This is a genomic window from Acidimicrobiales bacterium (genome assembly GCA_035533595.1).
Lineage (GTDB): Bacteria > Actinomycetota > Acidimicrobiia > Acidimicrobiales > Bog-793 > DATLTN01.
This window is the reverse complement of the sequence record DATLTN010000032.1, coordinates 15,609-34,225: the sequence shown is the minus strand read 5'-3', so window position 1 is coordinate 34,225 and position 18,617 is coordinate 15,609. Positions and strand designations below refer to the sequence as shown.

Annotated in this window: 7 protein-coding genes; 6 read left to right on the top strand and 1 reads right to left on the bottom strand. The window is 72.6% G+C overall.

Annotated elements, in window-relative coordinates; translation table 11 throughout:
* Window positions 1-206 precede the first annotated feature (206 nt).
* From VNF07_06610 to VNF07_06585, 6 genes are all read left to right on the top strand, one after another.
* Window positions 207-9,422: an MBG domain-containing protein gene (locus VNF07_06610; protein HVB05898.1), complete on the top strand. Its 9,216-nt coding sequence runs from the start codon at window positions 207-209 to the stop codon at window positions 9,420-9,422.
* Window positions 9,423-9,489: 67 nt separating this feature from the next.
* The gene (gene uvrB, locus VNF07_06605) at window positions 9,490-11,562 is read left to right on the top strand and encodes an excinuclease ABC subunit UvrB (protein ID HVB05897.1); all 2,073 of its coding nucleotides are present in this window, start codon (window positions 9,490-9,492) and stop codon (window positions 11,560-11,562) included.
* Window positions 11,563-11,629: 67 nt separating this feature from the next.
* Window positions 11,630-14,515, top strand: coding sequence for an excinuclease ABC subunit UvrA (gene uvrA / locus VNF07_06600; protein ID HVB05896.1), 2,886 nt, complete (start codon window positions 11,630-11,632; stop codon window positions 14,513-14,515).
* A gap of 81 nt (window positions 14,516-14,596) precedes the next feature.
* A complete protein-coding gene (locus tag VNF07_06595; GenBank protein HVB05895.1) occupies window positions 14,597-15,352 on the top strand; it encodes an SDR family NAD(P)-dependent oxidoreductase in 756 nt (251 codons plus the stop codon).
* 55 nt (window positions 15,353-15,407) lie between these two features.
* A complete protein-coding gene (locus VNF07_06590; GenBank protein HVB05894.1) occupies window positions 15,408-16,799 on the top strand; it encodes an MmgE/PrpD family protein in 1,392 nt (463 codons plus the stop codon).
* Window positions 16,796-17,590, top strand: coding sequence for an SDR family NAD(P)-dependent oxidoreductase (locus tag VNF07_06585; protein HVB05893.1), 795 nt, complete (start codon window positions 16,796-16,798; stop codon window positions 17,588-17,590). The genes VNF07_06590 and VNF07_06585 overlap by 4 nt, the downstream gene beginning before the upstream one ends.
* Before the next feature lie 7 nt (window positions 17,591-17,597).
* Here VNF07_06585 and VNF07_06580 read toward each other — a convergent pair whose 3' ends face one another.
* Window positions 17,598-18,527 (bottom strand): aminoglycoside phosphotransferase family protein, encoded by a 930-nt coding sequence (locus tag VNF07_06580; protein ID HVB05892.1) that lies wholly within the window; start codon window positions 18,525-18,527, stop codon window positions 17,598-17,600.
* Window positions 18,528-18,617: the final 90 nt, after the last annotated feature.

The following is an 18,617-nucleotide window of genomic DNA, read 5'->3' as shown; positions in this document are numbered from 1 at the left end:
TCCAATACAGATGGTTCAGTACCGTCGCGAGGGCAGGGTATTTCTCGATAAATGCGCGCCGAGGCCGGTACTATTCGGCGCTCCCATGTATCCTCAACACCAGATGCCGAAGCCCTGATGATCCAGTCGATAGCGGGCGATTTCGGTCGCACTTTCCACAATGAGCCGTGCCGTGGACTCCGGCGCGCCCGCGCTCGGGTCGTTCGTTGACCCGCGCCCACCCCGCGGCGGGTCGTCGGGGCCGCCGGCACGCGCGGCGGCGCGGCGCGTTCCGGGCCGCCGCCGGTGCCTTCCTCTCGATGTCGCTCGTCTGCGGGGTGCTCTCGCTCGTCTTCGACGGTGCTGCGTTCGCCGGCGGGGGCCCGTGGGCAACGGCGACGACCGGTACCGTCCCTTCCCCGAGCGCTGCCGACCCGGTCGAGACACTGCAGGCGGTCGCGTGCGGCACGTCGGGCAACTGCATCGCCTTCGGCAAGTACACGGACAGCTCGTCAGACGTCCAGGGCGTCGTCGAGACCGAGCAGAACGGGTTGCTCGCCTTCGGCCAGGCGGCGACGCTTCCGAGCGACGCGGGATCGAACCCGTCGGTGTCCTTCTCCGCCGCGGCGTGCCCCTCCTCGAGCGTGTGCCTCGCCGTCGGGAACTACACGAACTCGAGCGGCGCGGTCATGCCGCTCGTCGAGACCGACAGCTCAGGCTCGCTCAGCGCGACGGCGCCGTCACTTCCCTCCGGAGCCGCGTCGAACCCCTACGCCACTGTGAAGAGCATCTCCTGCCCGGCGCTCGGCACCTGCTCCGCGGTCGGGAACTACTACAACGGCTCGACCAACCTCGGGCTGCTGATGAGCCTGTCGTCGGGTTCATGGTCCTCCACCACCCTCACCGCGCCGTCGAACGCCAGTCAGACTCCGGGCATCACCCTCAGCGGGGTCTCGTGCGGCTCGACGGCGAAGTGCTCGGCGGTCGGCGGCTACCAGGACGGCTCGAACGACACCCTCGGGTTCACCGTCGACGAGACCTCGATCTCGGCCAACACGTGGTCGTCGGCGACCGAGGCAACGCTTCCATCGGGCACGGCCAACGACCCCTTCGCCCAGCTGCGCCAGATCTCATGCTCGTCGGCGCTCGTCTGCGCGGCGGTCGGCTCGTACAACGACCCCTCGAACCACGCGCAGGGCGTGCTGCTCAACCGCACCGCTGCGGGATGGGCCTCGGGCATCGAGGCCAGCGCACCGGCGAACTCGAACCGGACGGTCGACCAGATCGAGTCGGTGTCCTGCCCCGCTGACGGCGGGTGCACGGCGGTCGGCTTCTACGAGGACTCCGCCGGGAGCTTCCAGGGCTTCGGGCTGGCCGAGACCTCGACGACCTCCTGGGGGACCGAGAGCGAGCTCGCGGCCCCGTCGAACGCCGGGGGCAACGGCTATCCCATCACGCCGAGCCTCGTCTCGTGCCCCTCGGTCGGAAACTGCGGCCTGTTCGGCACGTACTACGACACGAACACCCACGTCCAAGGCCTCGTCGACCTCGAGTCCGGGGGCAGCTGGTCCCAGCTGACCGGGGTTGCACTCGCCTCGCCGGCGAGCGATCCCGCGGTCGCGGCTTCGGCGATCGCGTGCCCTTCGGTGGGGACGTGCTCGGCGGTCGGGCGCTTCACCGAGAGCACCACGCACCGCGAGGGCTTCCTGGTCACCGCGTCCTTCACGGCGCAGAGCATCACCTTCACCTCCTCGATCCCCGGGAGCGACCCCGTCGCGAGCCAGTACACGCCGACCGCGACCGGGGGAGCCTCGGGCAACCCCGTGACCTTCTCGATCGACGCCAGTTCGGCCTCGGTCTGCTCGATCAGCGGCGGGGTCGTCACCTACAACGCCGTCGGGACCTGCACGGTCGACGCCAACCAGACGGGCAGCTCCTCCTACGGTGCCGCTCCCCAGGTCCAGCAGGCGATCTCGGTCACCCAGGGCATCCAGACGGTGTCGTTCACGTCGACCGCGCCGACCGCCGCCACGGTCGGCGGCAGCTACGCCGCCAGCGCCTCGGGCGGCGGCTCCGGCGACCCGGTCACCTTCTCCCTCGACGCCTCCTCGACGAGCGGCGCCTGCACGATCTCCGGCTCGACGGTCACCTTCGTCTCGCTCGGGGAATGCGTCCTTGACGCCAATCAGGCCGGGAACACGAACTACGCCGCGGCGACCCAGGTACAGCAGAGCTTCACCACCCGCCCGGCGGACGGCAGCGTCTTGTTCGACGACCAGTCGAGCGGCCTCTATCTGCAGGCACCAGGGGGGAGCCCGCTGCAGGTCGGCTACTTCGGCCGCGGCGTCGCCGCCGACGCGAGCGGCGACCTGTGGGGCGGCACCGCAAGCACGACCGTCGACTACTGGCCGGCCGGCGCCGCCGCGGCCGGGACGATCCACGTCGGGACCTCCTCGGCCAAGGGCCCCTCGGTCGACAACGCGGGCGACCTCGTCGTTCCCGACGCCGCCGCGGCGACGGTCTACAAGGTGCCCCACGGTGGCAGCGCCTCCGTGCTCGTCGCGCCCTCAGCGGGCCTCGGGAGCTCGGTCCGCTTCTCCGCGATCACCAAGGACGGGAGCACCGTCTACCTCGCAGACTCGAGCAACAACCGCGTCGAGGAGATCCCCTTCGCCGGCGGGGCGATGCGGACGGTGTCCACGGGCGGCCTGGGGCTGAACAGCCCGAACGGCCTCGCCGTCGATGGGGCGGGTGACCTGTTCATCTCCGACACCAACAACAACCGCATCATCGAGGTGCCGGTGAGCGGCAGCCCCTCGGTGGTGAGCACCGGCTCGAAAACGCTGAACGCCCCCCTCGGCCTCGCCACCGACGTGGCGGGCGACCTCTACGTCGACGACTCGGGCTCGGGCAACGTCTACAAGATCCCCGCCGGCGGCGGAACTCCGACGACGCCCTACAGCGCGAGCGGGCACTTCGTCTACGGCGTCGCCGTGGCGAGCGAGCCCCCCACGTGGAGCGCCGACACGCCCCCGACCTCAGCGACGGCGAACACCGCCTACGCCGGCTACACCTTCACGGCGAGCGACCCGAACGGCGTGAGCGCCCACTACGAGGTGGCGCCGGGGGGCTCGCTCCCCGGCGGCCTCTCGCTCAACTCTGCGAGCGGTGCCCTCGGCGGGACACCGACCGCCTCGGGCAGCTCGACCTTCACCGTCGCCGCCTATGACGGGGCGAACCTCGTCGACAGCGCATCGACGACGATCACCGTCGCCGCCCACGCACAGAGCGTGAGCTTCACCTCTGCGGCCCCGGTGGCGGCCACCGTCGGCGACACCTACGCCGTCACCGCCTCGGCCAGTTCGGGCCTCAGCCCGACGATCACCGTCGCCGCCTCGACGACCAGCAGCGCCTGCAGCTTCTCCGCCGGGAGCGTGACCTTCGACCACGCCGGCAGCTGCGTCCTCGCCGCCGACCAGGCCGGCAACAGCGCCTACTCGGCGGCGGCCGAGGCGCAGCAGACGATCACCGTCCACCAGCTGGCCCCCTCGCTCAGCTGGGCGATCCCCGGGGCGACGACCGTGAGCGCCGAATCGGATGCCTTTCCCGGGGCCTCGACGGGGGTCAACCTCACCGCCGGCCAGTCGGTCTTCGTGACCGCGAGCGGCCTCTGGTCGCCGGGCGGGGGCCTCCCCCTCGCGGACGCGAACGGCGAGGTCGGCACGAGCTTCGGCGGCTGCGAGCTCGCTCCCTCCGGCTGGGCGGGAGAGCTCGTGGGCTCGCTCGACGGCGGCAGCAGCTGGTTCACCCTCGGTGACGGGCCGAGCACGGTCGCCGGGCCGGGCGACTTGCTGCTCGCGAGCAACGACTGCCCCCCGGCGGGCGACTTCTCGGACAACTTCGGCACGCTCGCGGTGACCCTCACGCCGGTGATCACCTACGGTGCGGCGCTCCCGGCGACGGACCTCGACGCCTCGGCGTCGGTGGCCGGAAGCTACGCGTACAGCTCGTCGGCGGGGACGGTGCTCGGCGCGGGGCTGCACAACCTCTCGGTGACCTTCACACCGACCGACAGCGCCGATTACAGCACGGTCTCCACCACCGGGGGCCTCGACGTCGTGCCGGCGCAGCTCAGCATCACTGCCTCCTCGGGGAGCATCCTCCACGGCGGCGCGCCGCCATCGATCACCCCCCTCTACTCGGGCTTCGTGAACAGTGAGGGCGTCGCCGCGCTGACGACCGCGCCGAGCTGCTCGACCACCGCCACCGCCTCGTCGCCCGTCGGCCTCTACCCGACGAGCTGCTCGGGCGCCGTCGACGCGAACTACGCGATCACCTACGCGCCGGGCCAGGTCACCGTCGGACAGGCGACACCGCTGGTCACCTGGCCGACGCCCGCGCCGATCACCTACGGGGCGGTGCTCTCGGCGAGCGAGCTCGACGCCAGTGCGTCGGTGCCGGGGACCCTCAGCTACACCCCGCCCCTCGGCAGCCTGCCCGACGCCGGGAGCCAGACGCTGCAGGTCGCCTTCACACCAACCGACTCGGTCGACTACACCGCGGCCTCGGCGAGCGTGAGCCTCACCGTCGCCAAGGCGCAACAGCACATCACCTACGCCTTCTCGCCGAACGCCAACGCCTCCCTGCAGACGACCGTCGCCACCCCGGCGGGGGCCGTCGGCACGGCCGTCAGCCCTGACGGCGCCAGCGCCTACGTGGTCAACCAGTCGACCGGCACGCTGTCGGTGCTGAACACGGCCAGCGACGCCGTGACCGCTTCCGTCGCCGTCGGAAGCCAGCCCTCCGCCCTCGCCCTCGCGCCCGACGGTCACACCGCCTACGTCACCAACCGGGGCGGCGCGACGGTCAGCGTGGTCGACCTCCTCACCGACACCGTCGCCGCCACCGTGAACGTCGGCAGCCAGCCGGAGGGGATCGCCCTCTCGCCCGACGGCTCGCGCGCCTACGTCGCGAACACGGGCTCGGGAAGCGTGAGCGTGATCGACACCGCTTCGCACGCGGTCGTCTCAACGCTGGCGGTCACGCCGGGAGCGATGGGGGTGGCCGTCTCGGCCGACGGCTCGACCCTGTACGTCACCGAGCCCTCCTTCGCCAAGGTGGCGGTCGTCGACCTCGACTCGGGCGCGCTCGCCGCGACCACTGGCCTCGGCGGCTCGCCCTCCGGGGTCGCCCTCTCGACTGACGGCTCGACGCTCTACGTCGCCAACGGCGCGCTGAACAGCGTGCAGGTCCTCGCCACCTCCTCTGACGCGGTGACCGCCACGGTGAGCGGCCTCGCCGGCGCCTCCTCGGTGGCGGTGGCCCCTGACGGCTCGACGGTCTATGTGGCCGAGGGCTCATCGGCGCAGGTGTCGACCTTCTCGACCACCACCGATGCCCTCGACAGCTCCGTCGCCCTCGGGGGCAGCCCCGCCGCCGTCGCCGTCTCTCCCGACGGCCTCCACGCGTACGTCGCCAACTCGAGCGGCGGCCTTGACGTGCTCGCGGCGGGGGGCGTGACCGTCGCCGGCACCTTCGAGGTGAGCCCGAGCGGCGGCCCCTCGGGCAACACCCTCCGCCTCTCGATCGCCGCGGCGACGACCAACGGCGCCTGCACGATCTCGGCCAACCTGGTGAGCTTCGCCCACGTCGGCCTCTGCGTCGTCGAGGCCGACCAGCTGGGTGGCACGGACTACACCGCGAGCCAGGTCGACGAGGAGGTCGCGGTCGGCCAGGGGACGCCGGCGGTCACCTGGTCGCCGCCGACGCCGGTCACCTTCGGCACCGCCCTCTCGGCGACCCAGCTCGACGCCACCGCCTCGGTGCCGGGCACCTTGTCCTACACGCCGGCGCTCGGCAGCGTCCCCGCGGTCGGCACCGCGAACCTCTCGGCGACCTTCACCCCCACCGACGGCGCCGACTACCGCACGGTCACGGCCTCGGTGAGCCTGCAGGTCACCCAGGGCTCGTCGGCGGTGGCCTTCACCTCGAGCCCGCCCGCCGCGGTCTACGGGGGGAGCTACACGCTGACGGCGACGGTGAGCCCGGCGCGCGTCGCGGTGGCGGCCTTCAGCATCGACCCCGCTTCGGGGGTCGGCGTCTGCACGCTCTCGGGCGGCACGGTCGAGTTCACCGGCACCGGCGCCTGCGTGATCGACGCCACCGCGGCGGCCACGACGAGCTTCCTGCAGGCCTCGGCGAGCCAGCGCTTCACCGTCGCCGGTGCACCGCTCACCGTGACGGCCTCCTCGGCGGCCTTCAGCTACGGGAGCGCCGCGCCGGCGGTCACCGCGAACTACGCCGGCTTCGTCCGGGGCGACGACGCCGGCACGCTCGCCACCGAGCCGACCTGCAGCACCTCCGCCAGCGCCAGCTCATCGGTCGGCAGCTACGCGACCACCTGCAGCGGCGGCAGCTCCTCGCGCTACACCTTCAGCTACGTCGCCGGCACGGCGAAGGTGACGCAGGTGACGCCGTCGGTGGACTGGCCGACCCCCGCCGGGATCACCTTCGGCGCGACGCTCTCCTCGGGCCAGCTCGACGCCGACTCGCCCACGCCTGGGTCGTTCTCGTACACCCCCGCCCTCGGCTCTTCCCCCGCCGCGGGGAGCGACACGCTGTCGGTCACCTTCACCCCCACCGACTCGACCGACTACGCCACGGTGACCAAGAGCGTGATCCTCACCGTCGCCAAGGCGGCCCCGACGGTGACCTGGACGGCGCCGGGGCCCCTCACCTACGGCACCGCCCTCTCGGCGACCCAGCTCGACGCCACCTCCGCGGTGAACGGCAGCTTCTCCTACCAGCCCTCCTCGGGCTCGGTCCCCGCGGCGGGGAGCGACACGCTGTCGGTCACCTTCACCCCCGCTGACCCCCAGGACTACACCGCGGCGACCAAGAGCGTGACCCTCTCCGTCGGCAAGGCAATCCCGGTGGTGACCTGGACGACGCCCGCCGCGGTCACCTACGGCACGACCCTCTCGCCGACCCAGCTCGACGCCGCGAGCGCGGTGCCGGGGACCTTCGCCTACCAGCCCGCGGCGGGCGGCACCCCGGCGGGCGGCAGCGACACCCTGACGGTGGCCTTCACGCCGGCGAACACCGCCAACTACACCCCCGCCAGGGCGAGCACGACGCTGCTGGTCAACCCGGCGACCCCGACCATCACCTGGCCGACGCCGGCGGCGATCACCGAGGGGACCGTGCTGTCGGCGACCCAGCTCGACGCCAGCGCCCCGGTGCCGGGGAGCTTCAGCTACCAGCCCGCAGCGGGGAGCACCCCTTCCGCGGGGAACGTCACCCTCTCGGCGAGCTTCACCCCCACCGACGCCACTGACTACGCGACCGCGACCTCCTCGGTGAGCCTGCAGGTCGGCCCGGCCGCGCCGGCCACCACCACCACGACGACGACCACGACCATCCCGACGACCACCACGACCACGACGCTCGCCCCCGGCCCGGGAAGCGGCTCGACGAGCACGACGCTGGCGCCGGCGCCCTCCGGTGACGTGGCGATCGACATCGTCGGCCAGCCCGGGATCTCGATCACCCACGGCCACGTGCACGTCCACGGGAAGGGCTTCAGGCCCCGCTCCAGTGTCTCGATCGTCGCCCACTCGACGCCGACCGAGCTCGGCACGTCGCGCGTCGCGGGCAACGGGACCTTCGACGCGAACGTCGGCCTCCCGAGCAACCTCGCGACCGGTGCCCACCACATCGTCGTGAGCGGCACGCTGAAGAACGGCTCGATCGTCGCCCAGACCGAGGCCTTCACGGTCGCGACCGGCGCGCTCCTCGGCAGCGTCGGCACCGTGCCGCCCGGCCCGCTCGCGAACGACGTCGCCTTCGTCCCGTCCGCGCACAAGGCGAGCGTCCTCGCGACGACCGCCGGCACCACTGCGGCCCTCGGCGCGGTCAGCTCGGCGCTCGGTGGGGGGAGTGGTGGCGGCTCCGGCGGCGGCTCGAAGGGCGGCGGCTCGGACGGCGGCGGCTACCTCGAGGACGTCGAGCTCGAGCGGACGCGGCTGAAGCTCAAGGGCGGCCCGCGCGGCGACCGCTCCCGGAGCTGGCGCTGGCCGCTCACCGACAAGCTCGACCACTTCTCCAAGCACTCCCCGGTGCGGATCGCGGCGATCTCGCCGGTCGCCGGGCGCGTCTTTGTCGACGGCGACTACCTGCGGGCGATGTTCGGCGGCGCCTGGCTGCTGTTCTGCGCCGCGGCGCTCGCCGTCGGGCTCTACGCCTCGGCGAGCACCGGCTGGTACGCCGTGCCGCCCTCGCTCGGACTGTTCCTCGCCGTGCTCGGGTTCAGCCTCTTCGACTCGACCCTCGGCTACCTCGCCGGGATCGCCTTCTTCGCGGCGGCTCTGTTCGCCGGCCACATCACTTCGACCAATGAGATCCGCGACGGTGCCGGGATCGTCCTGTTGTGGTTCGCGGTGCCGCTTGCCGCGGCCGCGCTGCGGCCGCTGCGCCGCAACCTGCACCGGAGCCTCGGTGGCCTGTGGGACCGCGGCGCCGACCTGGTGATCGGTGGCCTCTTCGCGGCGTGGGCGGCCGAGAAGATGACGGGCGCCCTCGCCGGACTCGCCGGCGTCGACCTGCCGATCGAGAAGGACATCAACGTCATCGCCTTCTCGGTCCTCGGCTTCCTCGCGGCGCGCCTGGTCCTCGAAACGATCGCCGCCCACCACTATCCGAGGCGCCTCGAGAGAGTGACCCACGACGGCGTGCTCGAGTCCGAGAACCTGCAGGTCGGGCTGTCGCTCGTCGTGCAGGTCGTCCTCTTCCTCTTCATCTCGATCTCCTACACCGGCTCGAGCTGGCCGTTGTACGTCGGCGCGGCGGTCTTCTTCGCCCCGCTCGTCCCCTGGCTCTTCGCGGAGAAGATCCCGAAGAGCAAGTTCGTCACGAAGTGGAAGCCCGCGGGCCTCGTCAACTGGTTCCTCATCATCACGACGGGCGTGCTGCTCTCGCGCCTGCTCGGCCACCTCGTTCACGACGCCAAGCTCGCCGAGGCGCTCGGCTTCATCCTCCTCCCGCTGCCGGTCCTCGTCTCGTGGTCCCTCGAGCTCTTCGAGACCGACGAAGAAGACGAGGACGAGGACGAGGAAGCGGGAGAGGGCGAAGAGGGCGAAGGCGATGGGTACCAGGGGGAGGGGGGCGAGGAGCAGGAAGGCGTCGAGCGCGAGGCCGAGCTGGTCCTCGTCGGCGCCGCCTCCGGGGGCGAGCACGGCCACCCTGTCGCCGACGAGGCCTTCGGTTACCTCGAGCACGAGAGCGCCCGTACGCAGTTCCGGGCGGCCGAGGCTGAGCGCGGGATGACCAGGGCCGAACGAGCGGCGGCGCTCCCGGCCTCGCGGGAATGGGCGCGCCGGCTGGCGGGGGTGCCCCTCGTGGTCGTCAGCGTCTACCTCGTCGTGACCCATATCGCGGGCGGCTGAGCAGCCCGTTCGCGAGCCCCCGCGCCGGCCGGCAGGAGTGATATAGCCCCCCGGTATCCTGCGCCGGATGCCCCCTTTCCACGTCGTCTCGGAGTTCTCGCCGGCCGGAGACCAGCCGCGGGCGATCGCGGAGCTCTCCGCGGGGCTGGGGGAGGGGGAGCGCTTCCAGACCCTCCTCGGCATCACCGGGAGCGGGAAGAGCGCGACCATCGCCTGGACGATCGAGCAGGCGCAGAAGCCGACTCTCGTACTCGCGCCGAACAAGTCCCTCGCGGCGCAGCTCGCGGGCGAGTTCCGGGAGTTCTTCCCCGAGAACCGGGTGGAGTACTTCGTCTCCTATTACGACTACTACCAGCCCGAGGCCTATCTCCCGACGACCGACACCTACATCGAGAAGGACTCGTCGATCAACGACGAGATCGACCGCCTCCGCCACTCGACGACCTCGTCGCTGCTCACCCGCCGGGACGTGATCGTCGTCGCGTCGGTGAGCTGCATCTACGGCCTCGGCTCGCCCGAGGAGTACCGGGACAAGATCCTCTTCCTGCACCCCGGCGACACGATCGACCAGCGGGCGACGCTGCGCCGCCTGGTCGACATGTACTACGAGCGCAACGACCAGAACCTCGTGCGCGGCCGCTTCCGGGTGCGCGGGGACACGATCGAGATCCACCCCGCCTACGAGGAGACGGCGGTGCGCGTCGAGCTCTTCGGCGACCAGGTCGAGCGCATCACCCGCTTCGACGCACTCACCGGCGAGCTGCTCGGCGAGCTCGAGGAGCTCGTCGTCTTCCCCGCCAGCCACTACGTCGCCGGCGACGAGCGGATGCGCAAGGCGATCGCCGGCATCGAGGTGGAGCTCGGCGAGCGACTCCGCGAGCTCGAAGGCAACGACAAGCTGCTCGAGGCGCAGCGGCTGCGGATGCGCACCGAGCACGACCTGGAGATGCTCGCCGAGGTCGGGACGTGCGCCGGGATCGAGAACTACAGCCGCCATCTCGACGGCCGCAGCGCCGGCCAGCCGCCGTACACCCTCCTCGACTACTTCCCCGACGACTGGCTGCTCGTCGTCGACGAGAGCCACGTGAGCGTGCCGCAGCTGCACGGCCAGTTCTTCGGCGACCGCTCCCGCAAGGAGGTCCTCGTCGAGCACGGCTTCCGCCTGCCCTCCGCGATGGACAACCGGCCGCTGCGCTTCGAGGAGCTCGAAGGCCGCATCAACCAGTGCATCTTCATGTCGGCGACGCCGTCGGCATACGAGCTCGGCATCTCCGGGCGCGTCGCCGAGCAGATCGTCCGCCCGACCGGCCTCATCGACCCCGAGGTCACGGTGAAGCCCACCAAGCGCCAGATCGACGATCTCATCGCGGAGATCGAGAAGGTGAACGAGCGGGGCGAGCGCACCCTGGTGACGACGCTCACCAAGAAGATGGCGGAGGACCTCTCGGACTACCTCCTCGAGTCGGGGCTGCGCGTCCGCTACCTGCACTCCAACGTCGAGACGCTGGAGCGCATCGAGACGCTGCGCGACCTGCGCCTCGGCGAGTTCGATGTGCTCGTCGGGATCAACTTGCTCCGCGAGGGCCTCGACCTCCCCGAGGTCTCACTCGTCGCGATCCTCGACGCCGACAAGGAGGGCTTCCTCCGCTCCTCGACCTCGCTCATCCAGACGATGGGGCGGGCGGCGCGCAACTCGGCGGGGCGCGTGATCCTCTACGCGGACGTGATCACCGACTCGATGCGCAACGCGATGTCCGAGGTGGAGCGGCGCCGCGCCCGCCAGATCGCCTACAACACCGAGCACGGCATCGACCCGCAGACGATCCGCAAGGCCGTGACCGACCTGGTCGCGCAGTTCCGGATGGCCTCCGGTGTCGGGGCGATGCTCGCTGACGACGGGGCGCCGGTGCCGGGACGGCGCTCGGACCGCTCGCGCCGCGCCGGCCGGCGCGCGGCCGCGCACGCCGGCGCTCCCCTCCCCGAGCACCCCGGCGAGCTCCCCTCCGAGGAGCTCAACCGCCTCGTCGACACCCTCGAGGCCGAGATGCGCCAGGCCGCCACCGAGCTCCGCTTCGAGTACGCGGCGCGCCTTCGCGACGAAGTCCGCTCACTGCGAAGGGAGCTGCGCGAGGTCGGTTGAACGGCCGAGCGAGCCCCCGGGAGCCCTCCCGGTGGGCGGCGGCGCACCGATAGTCTCGCCCCTGGACATGGCAGAAACCCTCCTCATTCGCGGCGCGCGTGAGCACAACCTGAAGAACGTCTCCCTCGAGTTGCCGCGCGACAAGCTCATCGTCTTCACCGGCCTCTCCGGCTCGGGGAAGTCCTCGCTCGCCTTCGACACGATCTACGCCGAGGGGCAGCGCCGCTACGTCGAGTCGCTCTCCTCCTACGCCCGGCAGTTCCTCGGGCAGATGGACAAGCCGGACGTCGACTTCATCGAGGGCCTCTCGCCGGCGATCTCGATCGACCAGAAGAGCTCCTCGCGCAACCCCCGCTCGACGGTCGGCACGGTCACCGAGATCTACGACTACCTGCGCCTGCTCTACGCCCGCATCGGCCAGCCGCACTGCCCGAACTGCGGCCGCCCCGTCACCCGCCAGAGCCCGCAGCAGATCGTCGACCAGGTGATGGAGCTCCCCGAGGGGAGCCGCTTCCACGTCCTCGCGCCGATGGTCCGTGGGCGGCGCGGCGAGTACGAGGCGCTCCTCGAGGACCTCTCCCGCCAGGGCTTTGCGCGCGTGCGTATCGACGGCGAGGTGCGCGAGCTCTCCGAGCGGAGCGAGATCGACCTCGCCCGCTACGAGCAGCACACGATCGCCGTCGTCGTCGACCGGCTGATCCGCCGCGGCGAGATCGAGCACCGCCTCACCGAGTCGATCGAGACCGCGCTACGCCTCGGCGAGGGGGTCGCGGAGATCGACCTCCTCGACTCGGGGGAGACCCTCACCTTCTCCCAGCACCTCGCCTGCACCGACTGCGGGATCTCCTTCGGTGAGCTCGAGCCACGGAGCTTCTCGTTCAACTCGCCCTACGGCGCCTGCCCGACCTGCGCCGGCCTCGGGACGCGCTTCGAGGTCGACCCGGAGCTCGTCGTGCCGAACCCGGACCTCACGCTCGCGCAGGGCGCGATCGCCCCCTGGGCGGGGGCGCGCACCGAGTACTTCTCCCGCGTCCTGAAGGCCGCCGCGGAGTCCTTCGGCTTCTCGGTGGACAGCCGCTGGTCCAAGCTCACCAAAGCCCAGCAGAAGGTGATCCTCCACGGCGCCGGGCCGAAGCGCGTGCAGATTAGCTACCGCAACCGCTACGGCCACCAGCGCAACTACCAGACCTCCTACGAGGGGGTCATCCCCTGGCTCAACCGCCGCCACAACGAGGCCGAGAGCGAGTTCCAGCGCGAGCAGGCCGAGGGCTACATGCGCGAGGTCCCCTGCGGCGTCTGCGGCGGGACCCGCCTGCGCCCCGAGACCCTCGCGGTGACGATCGACGGCGTGAACATCGCCGAGCTCGCCGGGCGGGCGATCGGCGACGGCCTCGAGCTGCTCACCAAGCTCGAGCTCACCCCGCGCGAGGAGCTGATCGCCGAGCGGGTGCTGAAGGAGATCCGCGCCCGCCTGCAGTTCCTCGTCGACGTCGGCCTCCACTACCTCACCCTCGACCGCTCGGCGACGACGCTCGCCGGCGGCGAGGCGCAGCGCATCCGCCTCGCGAGCCAGATCGGGAGCGGCCTCGTCGGCGTGCTCTACGTCCTCGACGAGCCCTCGATCGGCCTCCACCAGCGGGACAACCGCAAGCTCATCGAGACCCTGCTGCGCCTGCGCGACCTCGGCAACACGGTGATCGTCGTCGAGCACGACGAGGAGACGATCCGCGTCGCCGACCACGTCGTCGACATCGGCCCGGGGGCGGGCGAGCACGGCGGGAGGATCGTCTACGAGGGCGACGTCGAGGGCCTGCTCGAGAGCGGCGAGTCGCTCACCGGCCGCTTCCTCTCCGGCGAGGAGCAGATCGCCGTGCCTGCGGCGCGCCGTCCGCGCGACAAGGGCGAGCTCGTCATCCACGGCGCACACGAGCACAACCTGAAGAACCTCGACGTCGCCTTCCCCCTCGGCTGTTTGACGGTCGTCACGGGGGTCTCGGGGTCGGGGAAGTCGACCCTCGTGAACGACATCCTCCACCGCTCGCTCGCGCAGTCGACGTACTCGAGCCGCGTCGTGCCCGGCCGCCACCGCTCGATCGAGGGCCGCGAGCAGGTCGACAAGGTGATCGACATCGACCAGTCGCCGATCGGCCGCACGCCGCGCTCCAACCCCGCCACCTACACCGGGGTCTTCGACCGCATCCGCACGCTGTTCAGCCAGTCCCAGGAGGCGCGGGTGCGCGGCTACGGCCCCGGCCGCTTCTCCTTCAACGTCGCCGGCGGCCGCTGCGAGGCCTGCAGCGGCGACGGCACGATCAAGATCGAGATGCACTTCCTCCCCGACATCTACGTGCCCTGCGAGGTCTGCAAGGGCGCCCGCTACAACCGCGACACCCTCGAGATCCTCTGGCGGGGGCGCAGCATCGCCGACGTGCTCGCACTCTCCTGCGAGGAAGCGCTCGAGGTCTTCGCCGCGCAGCCGCCGATCGCCCGCCACATGCAGACGCTCGTCGACGTCGGCCTCGGCTACGTCCGCCTCGGCCAGCCGGCGCCGACCCTCTCGGGCGGCGAGGCGCAGCGGGTGAAGCTCTCCTCCGAGCTCTCCAAGCGCTCCACGGGGCGCACCTTCTACATCCACGACGAGCCGACGACGGGGCTGCACTTCGAGGATGTCCGCAAGCTGCTCGGCGTCCTGCAGCGCCTCGTCGACCAGGGCAACACGGTGCTCGTCATCGAGCACAACCTCGACGTCATCAAATCCGCCGACTGGCTCATCGACCTCGGCCCCGAGGGCGGGTCGGGGGGCGGGTTACTCGTCGCCGAGGGGACGCCGGAGGAGCTCGTGAAGGTGAAGGAGAGCTACACCGGCCAGTTCCTGAAGCCCCTGCTGCGCCCCGCGGGGCGCGCCGCCGGGCGTCCCCGCCGCCGGGCCGCGGCGCTCGAGAGCGCCAGCTGACCCCGGCGGGCGCGCCGCCCGGGCGCCGGGGCGGGCGCGCCCTATAGCTTCTCGACAGGTCGTGAGCTGAGGAGGAGACCGATGGATCTCGGACTGGAAGCAAAGCGCGCCCTCGTCACCGGCGGCAGCAGGGGGATCGGCAAGGCCGTCGCCCGCCAGCTCGCCCTCGAGGGGGCGGACGTCGCGATCGCAGCACGTGACCAGGGGCGCCTCGACGCGGCCGCCAAGGAGCTCGCCGAGCTCACCGGGCGCCGCATCGTCCCCTTCACCGTCGACACCTCCTCCAACGATTCGGTGACCCAGATGGTGGCCGCGGCCGCCGAGGCCCTCGGCGGGATCGACATCCTCGTGAACGCCGCCGCGCGCCCCGGCGGCCAAGCGCCCCCCCCCAAGTACGACGAGCTCACCGAGGAGGAGTTCTTCGACCACATGAACGTGAAGGTGATGGGCTACCTGCGCGTCGTACAGCAGGTGGCGCCGCACATGAAGTCGAACGGCTGGGGGCGGATCGTGAACATCAGCGGCATGGCGGCCCGCCAGACCGGGACGATCATCGGCTCGATGCGCAACGTCGCGGTGGTGGCGATGACGAAGAACCTCGCCGACGCGCTCGGCCCCTTCGGGATCAACGTCACCGTCGTGCACCCCGGCACCACCCGCACCGAGGCGACGGCCCCCGACGACGGGACGCCCTTCACCGGCAACATCATCGGCCACATGGTCGACGCCACCGAGGTCGCCGACGTCGTCTGCTTCCTCGCCTCGCCCCGCGGCGTGGCGATCAGCGGCGACCTGATCGCGGCCGGCGGGGGCTCGCCCCGCGCGATCTACTACTGACCCAACTATTCACCAGGGTGAGCCGGCGGCACTGCCGCCGGCGGGAGGGGGAGCGATGGACGACGCCGTCCACGAAGAGGCCGTCCCTGACGAGGTGAGTCCCGAGACGTTCGCCTTGGCCCGCCACATCGCGAGCGCCCCCGGGCGCGAGCTGCCGGCCGAGGTCGCCGAGCGGGGGCGGATGCACCTCCTCGACTCGCTCGCCTCCGCCGTCTCGGGGCGGTCCCTCGAGGCCGGCCAGCGCGGGCTCGCCTGGCTGGAGGCGACCGCCCCCGCCGTGGGGCCGGCGACGGTGCTCGGCACCTCGCGCCGCGCCGCGCCGTTCGCCGCGGCGCTCGCCAACGGGATGGCCGCGCACGCCGACGAGACCGACGACAGCCACCAGGCCTCGCTCACCCACCCCGGCTGCTCGGTGCTCCCCGCCGCGCTCGCCGCCGCGGAGGCGGCGGGGGCCTCGGGGGCGACGCTGCTGCGGGCGGTCGTCGTCGGCTACGACGTCGCGGCGCGCGTCGGGGCGACGGTGCGCTCGGCCGAGCAGCACCGCGACGCCGGCCGCTGGGCGAGCCACCCGGTGATCGGCACCTTCGCCGCCACCGCCGCCGCCGCCGCCGCGGCGGGCCTCGACGAGACCCAGGTCCGCCACCTCCTCTCCTACGCCGCCGACCTCGCCTCGGGGGTGACGACCTGGGTGCGCGACACCCACCACGTCGAGAAGGCCTTCGTCTTTGCGGGGATGCCCGCCTCCAATGCCCTGTTGGCGACGAGCCTCGTCGCCGCGGGCTGCGACGGCGTCGAGGACGTCTTCTCCTCCTCGCCGAACTGGCTGGAGGCCGCGCACCCCGGCGCCGAGCGCGGCGGCCTCGTCGCCGGCCTCGGGAGCGACTTCGGGGTGATGGGGGCGACGGTGAAGAAGTACGCCGTCGGCTCGCCCTCCCAGGCCGCCGTGGAGGCGATGGTCACCCTGATCGGCCGGGGGCTGACGGCCGAGGAGACCGAGGAGGTCGCCGTGCACCTCGCCCCCGAGGGGCTGGTCGTCGTGAACGACCGCAAGATGCCGAACGTCAACGCCCAGTACCTGCTGGCGGGCACGCTCGTCGACGGCGCCTTCTCGATGCGCATGGCGCACGACGCGGAGCGCCTCGCATCGCCCGAGATACGCGCCGTGATGGCGCGCATCACGCTCGTCCCCGACGAGTCGCTGCGCGGCACGCGCGCCGCGCTGCTGAGGGTGCGGCGCCGCGACGGCAGCACCCTCAAAGAGGACGTGCGGGCGGTGCGCGGTACCCCCGCCGACCCGATGTCCTTCGAGGAGGTGGCGGTGAAGGCCGCCGACCTGCTCTCGGGGGCGCTCGGCGCCCCCGCGGCGCGCCACGTCGTCGAGCTCTGCTCGGGGATCGAGACGCTGCGGGACCTCGCGCCGCTGCAGGGCGCGCTGGTGGGCCGGTGAGCGCCGTCCAGCCGGCGGGGATCTCGGGGAAGGTGGTCCTCGTCACCGGCGCGCAGCGCAACATCGGCCGCGCCACCGCGGTCGCCTTCGCGCGCGCGGGGGCGAGCCTCGCCCTCACCTCGCGGCGGGGAGCCGAGGCACTCGAGGAGACGAGCGCGGCGGTGCGCGAGGCCGGTGGCGACGCGGACGGCTTCGCCCTCGACCTCGCCGACCCCGAGGGCCCGGAGCGCCTCGGGGCGGAGCTGCTCGCCCGCTACGGCCGGGTCGACGTGGTGGTGCACAACGCCGCGATCCGCCCGCAGACCCCCGTCGGCGGGACGGCCGCCGCGACCTGGGACGAGGTCTTCGCGGTGAACGTGCGCGGCGCCTTCCTCCTCAGCCAGGCGCTGCTGCCGGCGATGGTCGAGGCGGGGTGGGGGAGGCTCGTCTTCATCGGCGGGATCAGCTCCTACATCGGCCAGCGCGAGCGCGTCGCGGTGCTCTCGAGCAAGCTCGCGGTCGTCGGCTTGGCGCGCGCGCTCGCCTTCGAGTTCGCCGCCGCGGGGGTCACCGCGAACGTCGTCGTCCCCGGCTTCATCGACACCGTGCGCGGCGAGGTGGCGCTCTACGGCCCCGCCCTCGACGTCGGCGGGCGGACCCGCAACGTCCCGATGGGGCGCCTCGGCGGCACCGCCGAGGTCGCCAATGCCTGCCTCTTCCTCGCCTCCGAGCTCGCCGCCTTCACCACCGGCCAGGAGCTCTTCGTCTCCGGCGGCGCGCACCCGATCACCCGCGAGGGCGTCGGCGGCTGAGCGGCCCTCAGAGCAGCGCGGCGAAGGCGCGCGCCGCCGCCGCCGCCTGCCCGGAGCCCGCGGGGTCGCCGCGCTCAGCGAGGAAGAGCGCCCAGTCGACGCTGCGGGCGACGCCCCAGGCGGCGACGCGCGCCGGTTCGAGGGCGAGTGGCCCGCTGACGGCGCGCACCCGACGGGCGATCTCCGGCCCCTCGGCGGTGCCCCCCGCCTCGAGGACGAGGGGGACGGGCTCGTAGGCGGGGTCGCCGAGGAGGGGCTTCGGGTCGATCACGAGCCACGGCTCGCGCGCCGCGGCGAGGATGTTGCGGGGCTGCAGGTCGCCGTGCAGGAGCAGCTCGCCGCCGCTTTGCGGGAGCTCGCGCCAGAGCGCGATGCCCTCGTCGACGAGGGTCGCGTCCATCGCCCTCGGGAGGCGCTCGCGGCGCTCCTCGGCCTCGCCGGCGCGCCGGCCGGCGAGCGCCTCGAGGCGCAGGTAGGGGCCGTTCCCCGGGCCGCGGCGCCAGAGGCGGCGCAGCAGGCGGGCGCCGATCGCGAGCACCGAGTCGGCTGCCTCGCCTGCCGACAGGTGGGTGCCCGGGAGGCAGCGCTCGACGAGGAGCGCCCGCTCCCCCTCGTCGTGCTCGAGGAGGCGCACCGAGCCCTCGCCCCCCCAGGCCGAGAGGGCGGCGGCCTCGCCGGCGGGGTGCTGCTCGGGGAAGGCGACGCGCAGCACCGCGCTCGTGCCGTCGGGGCGGCGGCAGGGGGCGACGAAGGCGGTGCGCGCCCCGGTGAGCGGCTCGCCGAGCTCGAGGGACCAGCGGTCGGCGAGGGCGGTGACGCGGGCGGGGAGCGCCTCGGAGAAGGCGCGCCCCTCGTCCCCGAAGTAGCGGGCGAGGGCGGCGTCGAGGTCGTCGGGGACTTCCGGCAGGGCCCCGCGACCACCGTGCGCGCTGGCCATCACCTCACGCTACCGACACGCCGCCGAAAGGGCCCCTCCGGGCTGGCGGTGAGCCCGCCGGCGCCCCCGGGTGAGGGCGCCGCGCCCTAT

What these genes read in the sequence shown, in the direction of transcription:
- uvrB (HVB05897.1), top strand. Translation starts at nt 9,490, where the DNA reads ATGCCCCCTTTCCACGTCGTCTCGGAGTTCTCGCCGGCCGGAGACCAG.
- uvrA (HVB05896.1), top strand. Translation starts at nt 11,630, where the DNA reads ATGGCAGAAACCCTCCTCATTCGCGGCGCGCGTGAGCACAACCTGAAG.
- VNF07_06595 (HVB05895.1), top strand. Translation starts at nt 14,597, where the DNA reads ATGGATCTCGGACTGGAAGCAAAGCGCGCCCTCGTCACCGGCGGCAGC.
- VNF07_06590 (HVB05894.1), top strand. Translation starts at nt 15,408, where the DNA reads ATGGACGACGCCGTCCACGAAGAGGCCGTCCCTGACGAGGTGAGTCCC.
- VNF07_06580 (HVB05892.1), bottom strand. Translation starts at nt 18,527, where the DNA reads ATGGCCAGCGCGCACGGTGGTCGCGGGGCCCTGCCGGAAGTCCCCGAC.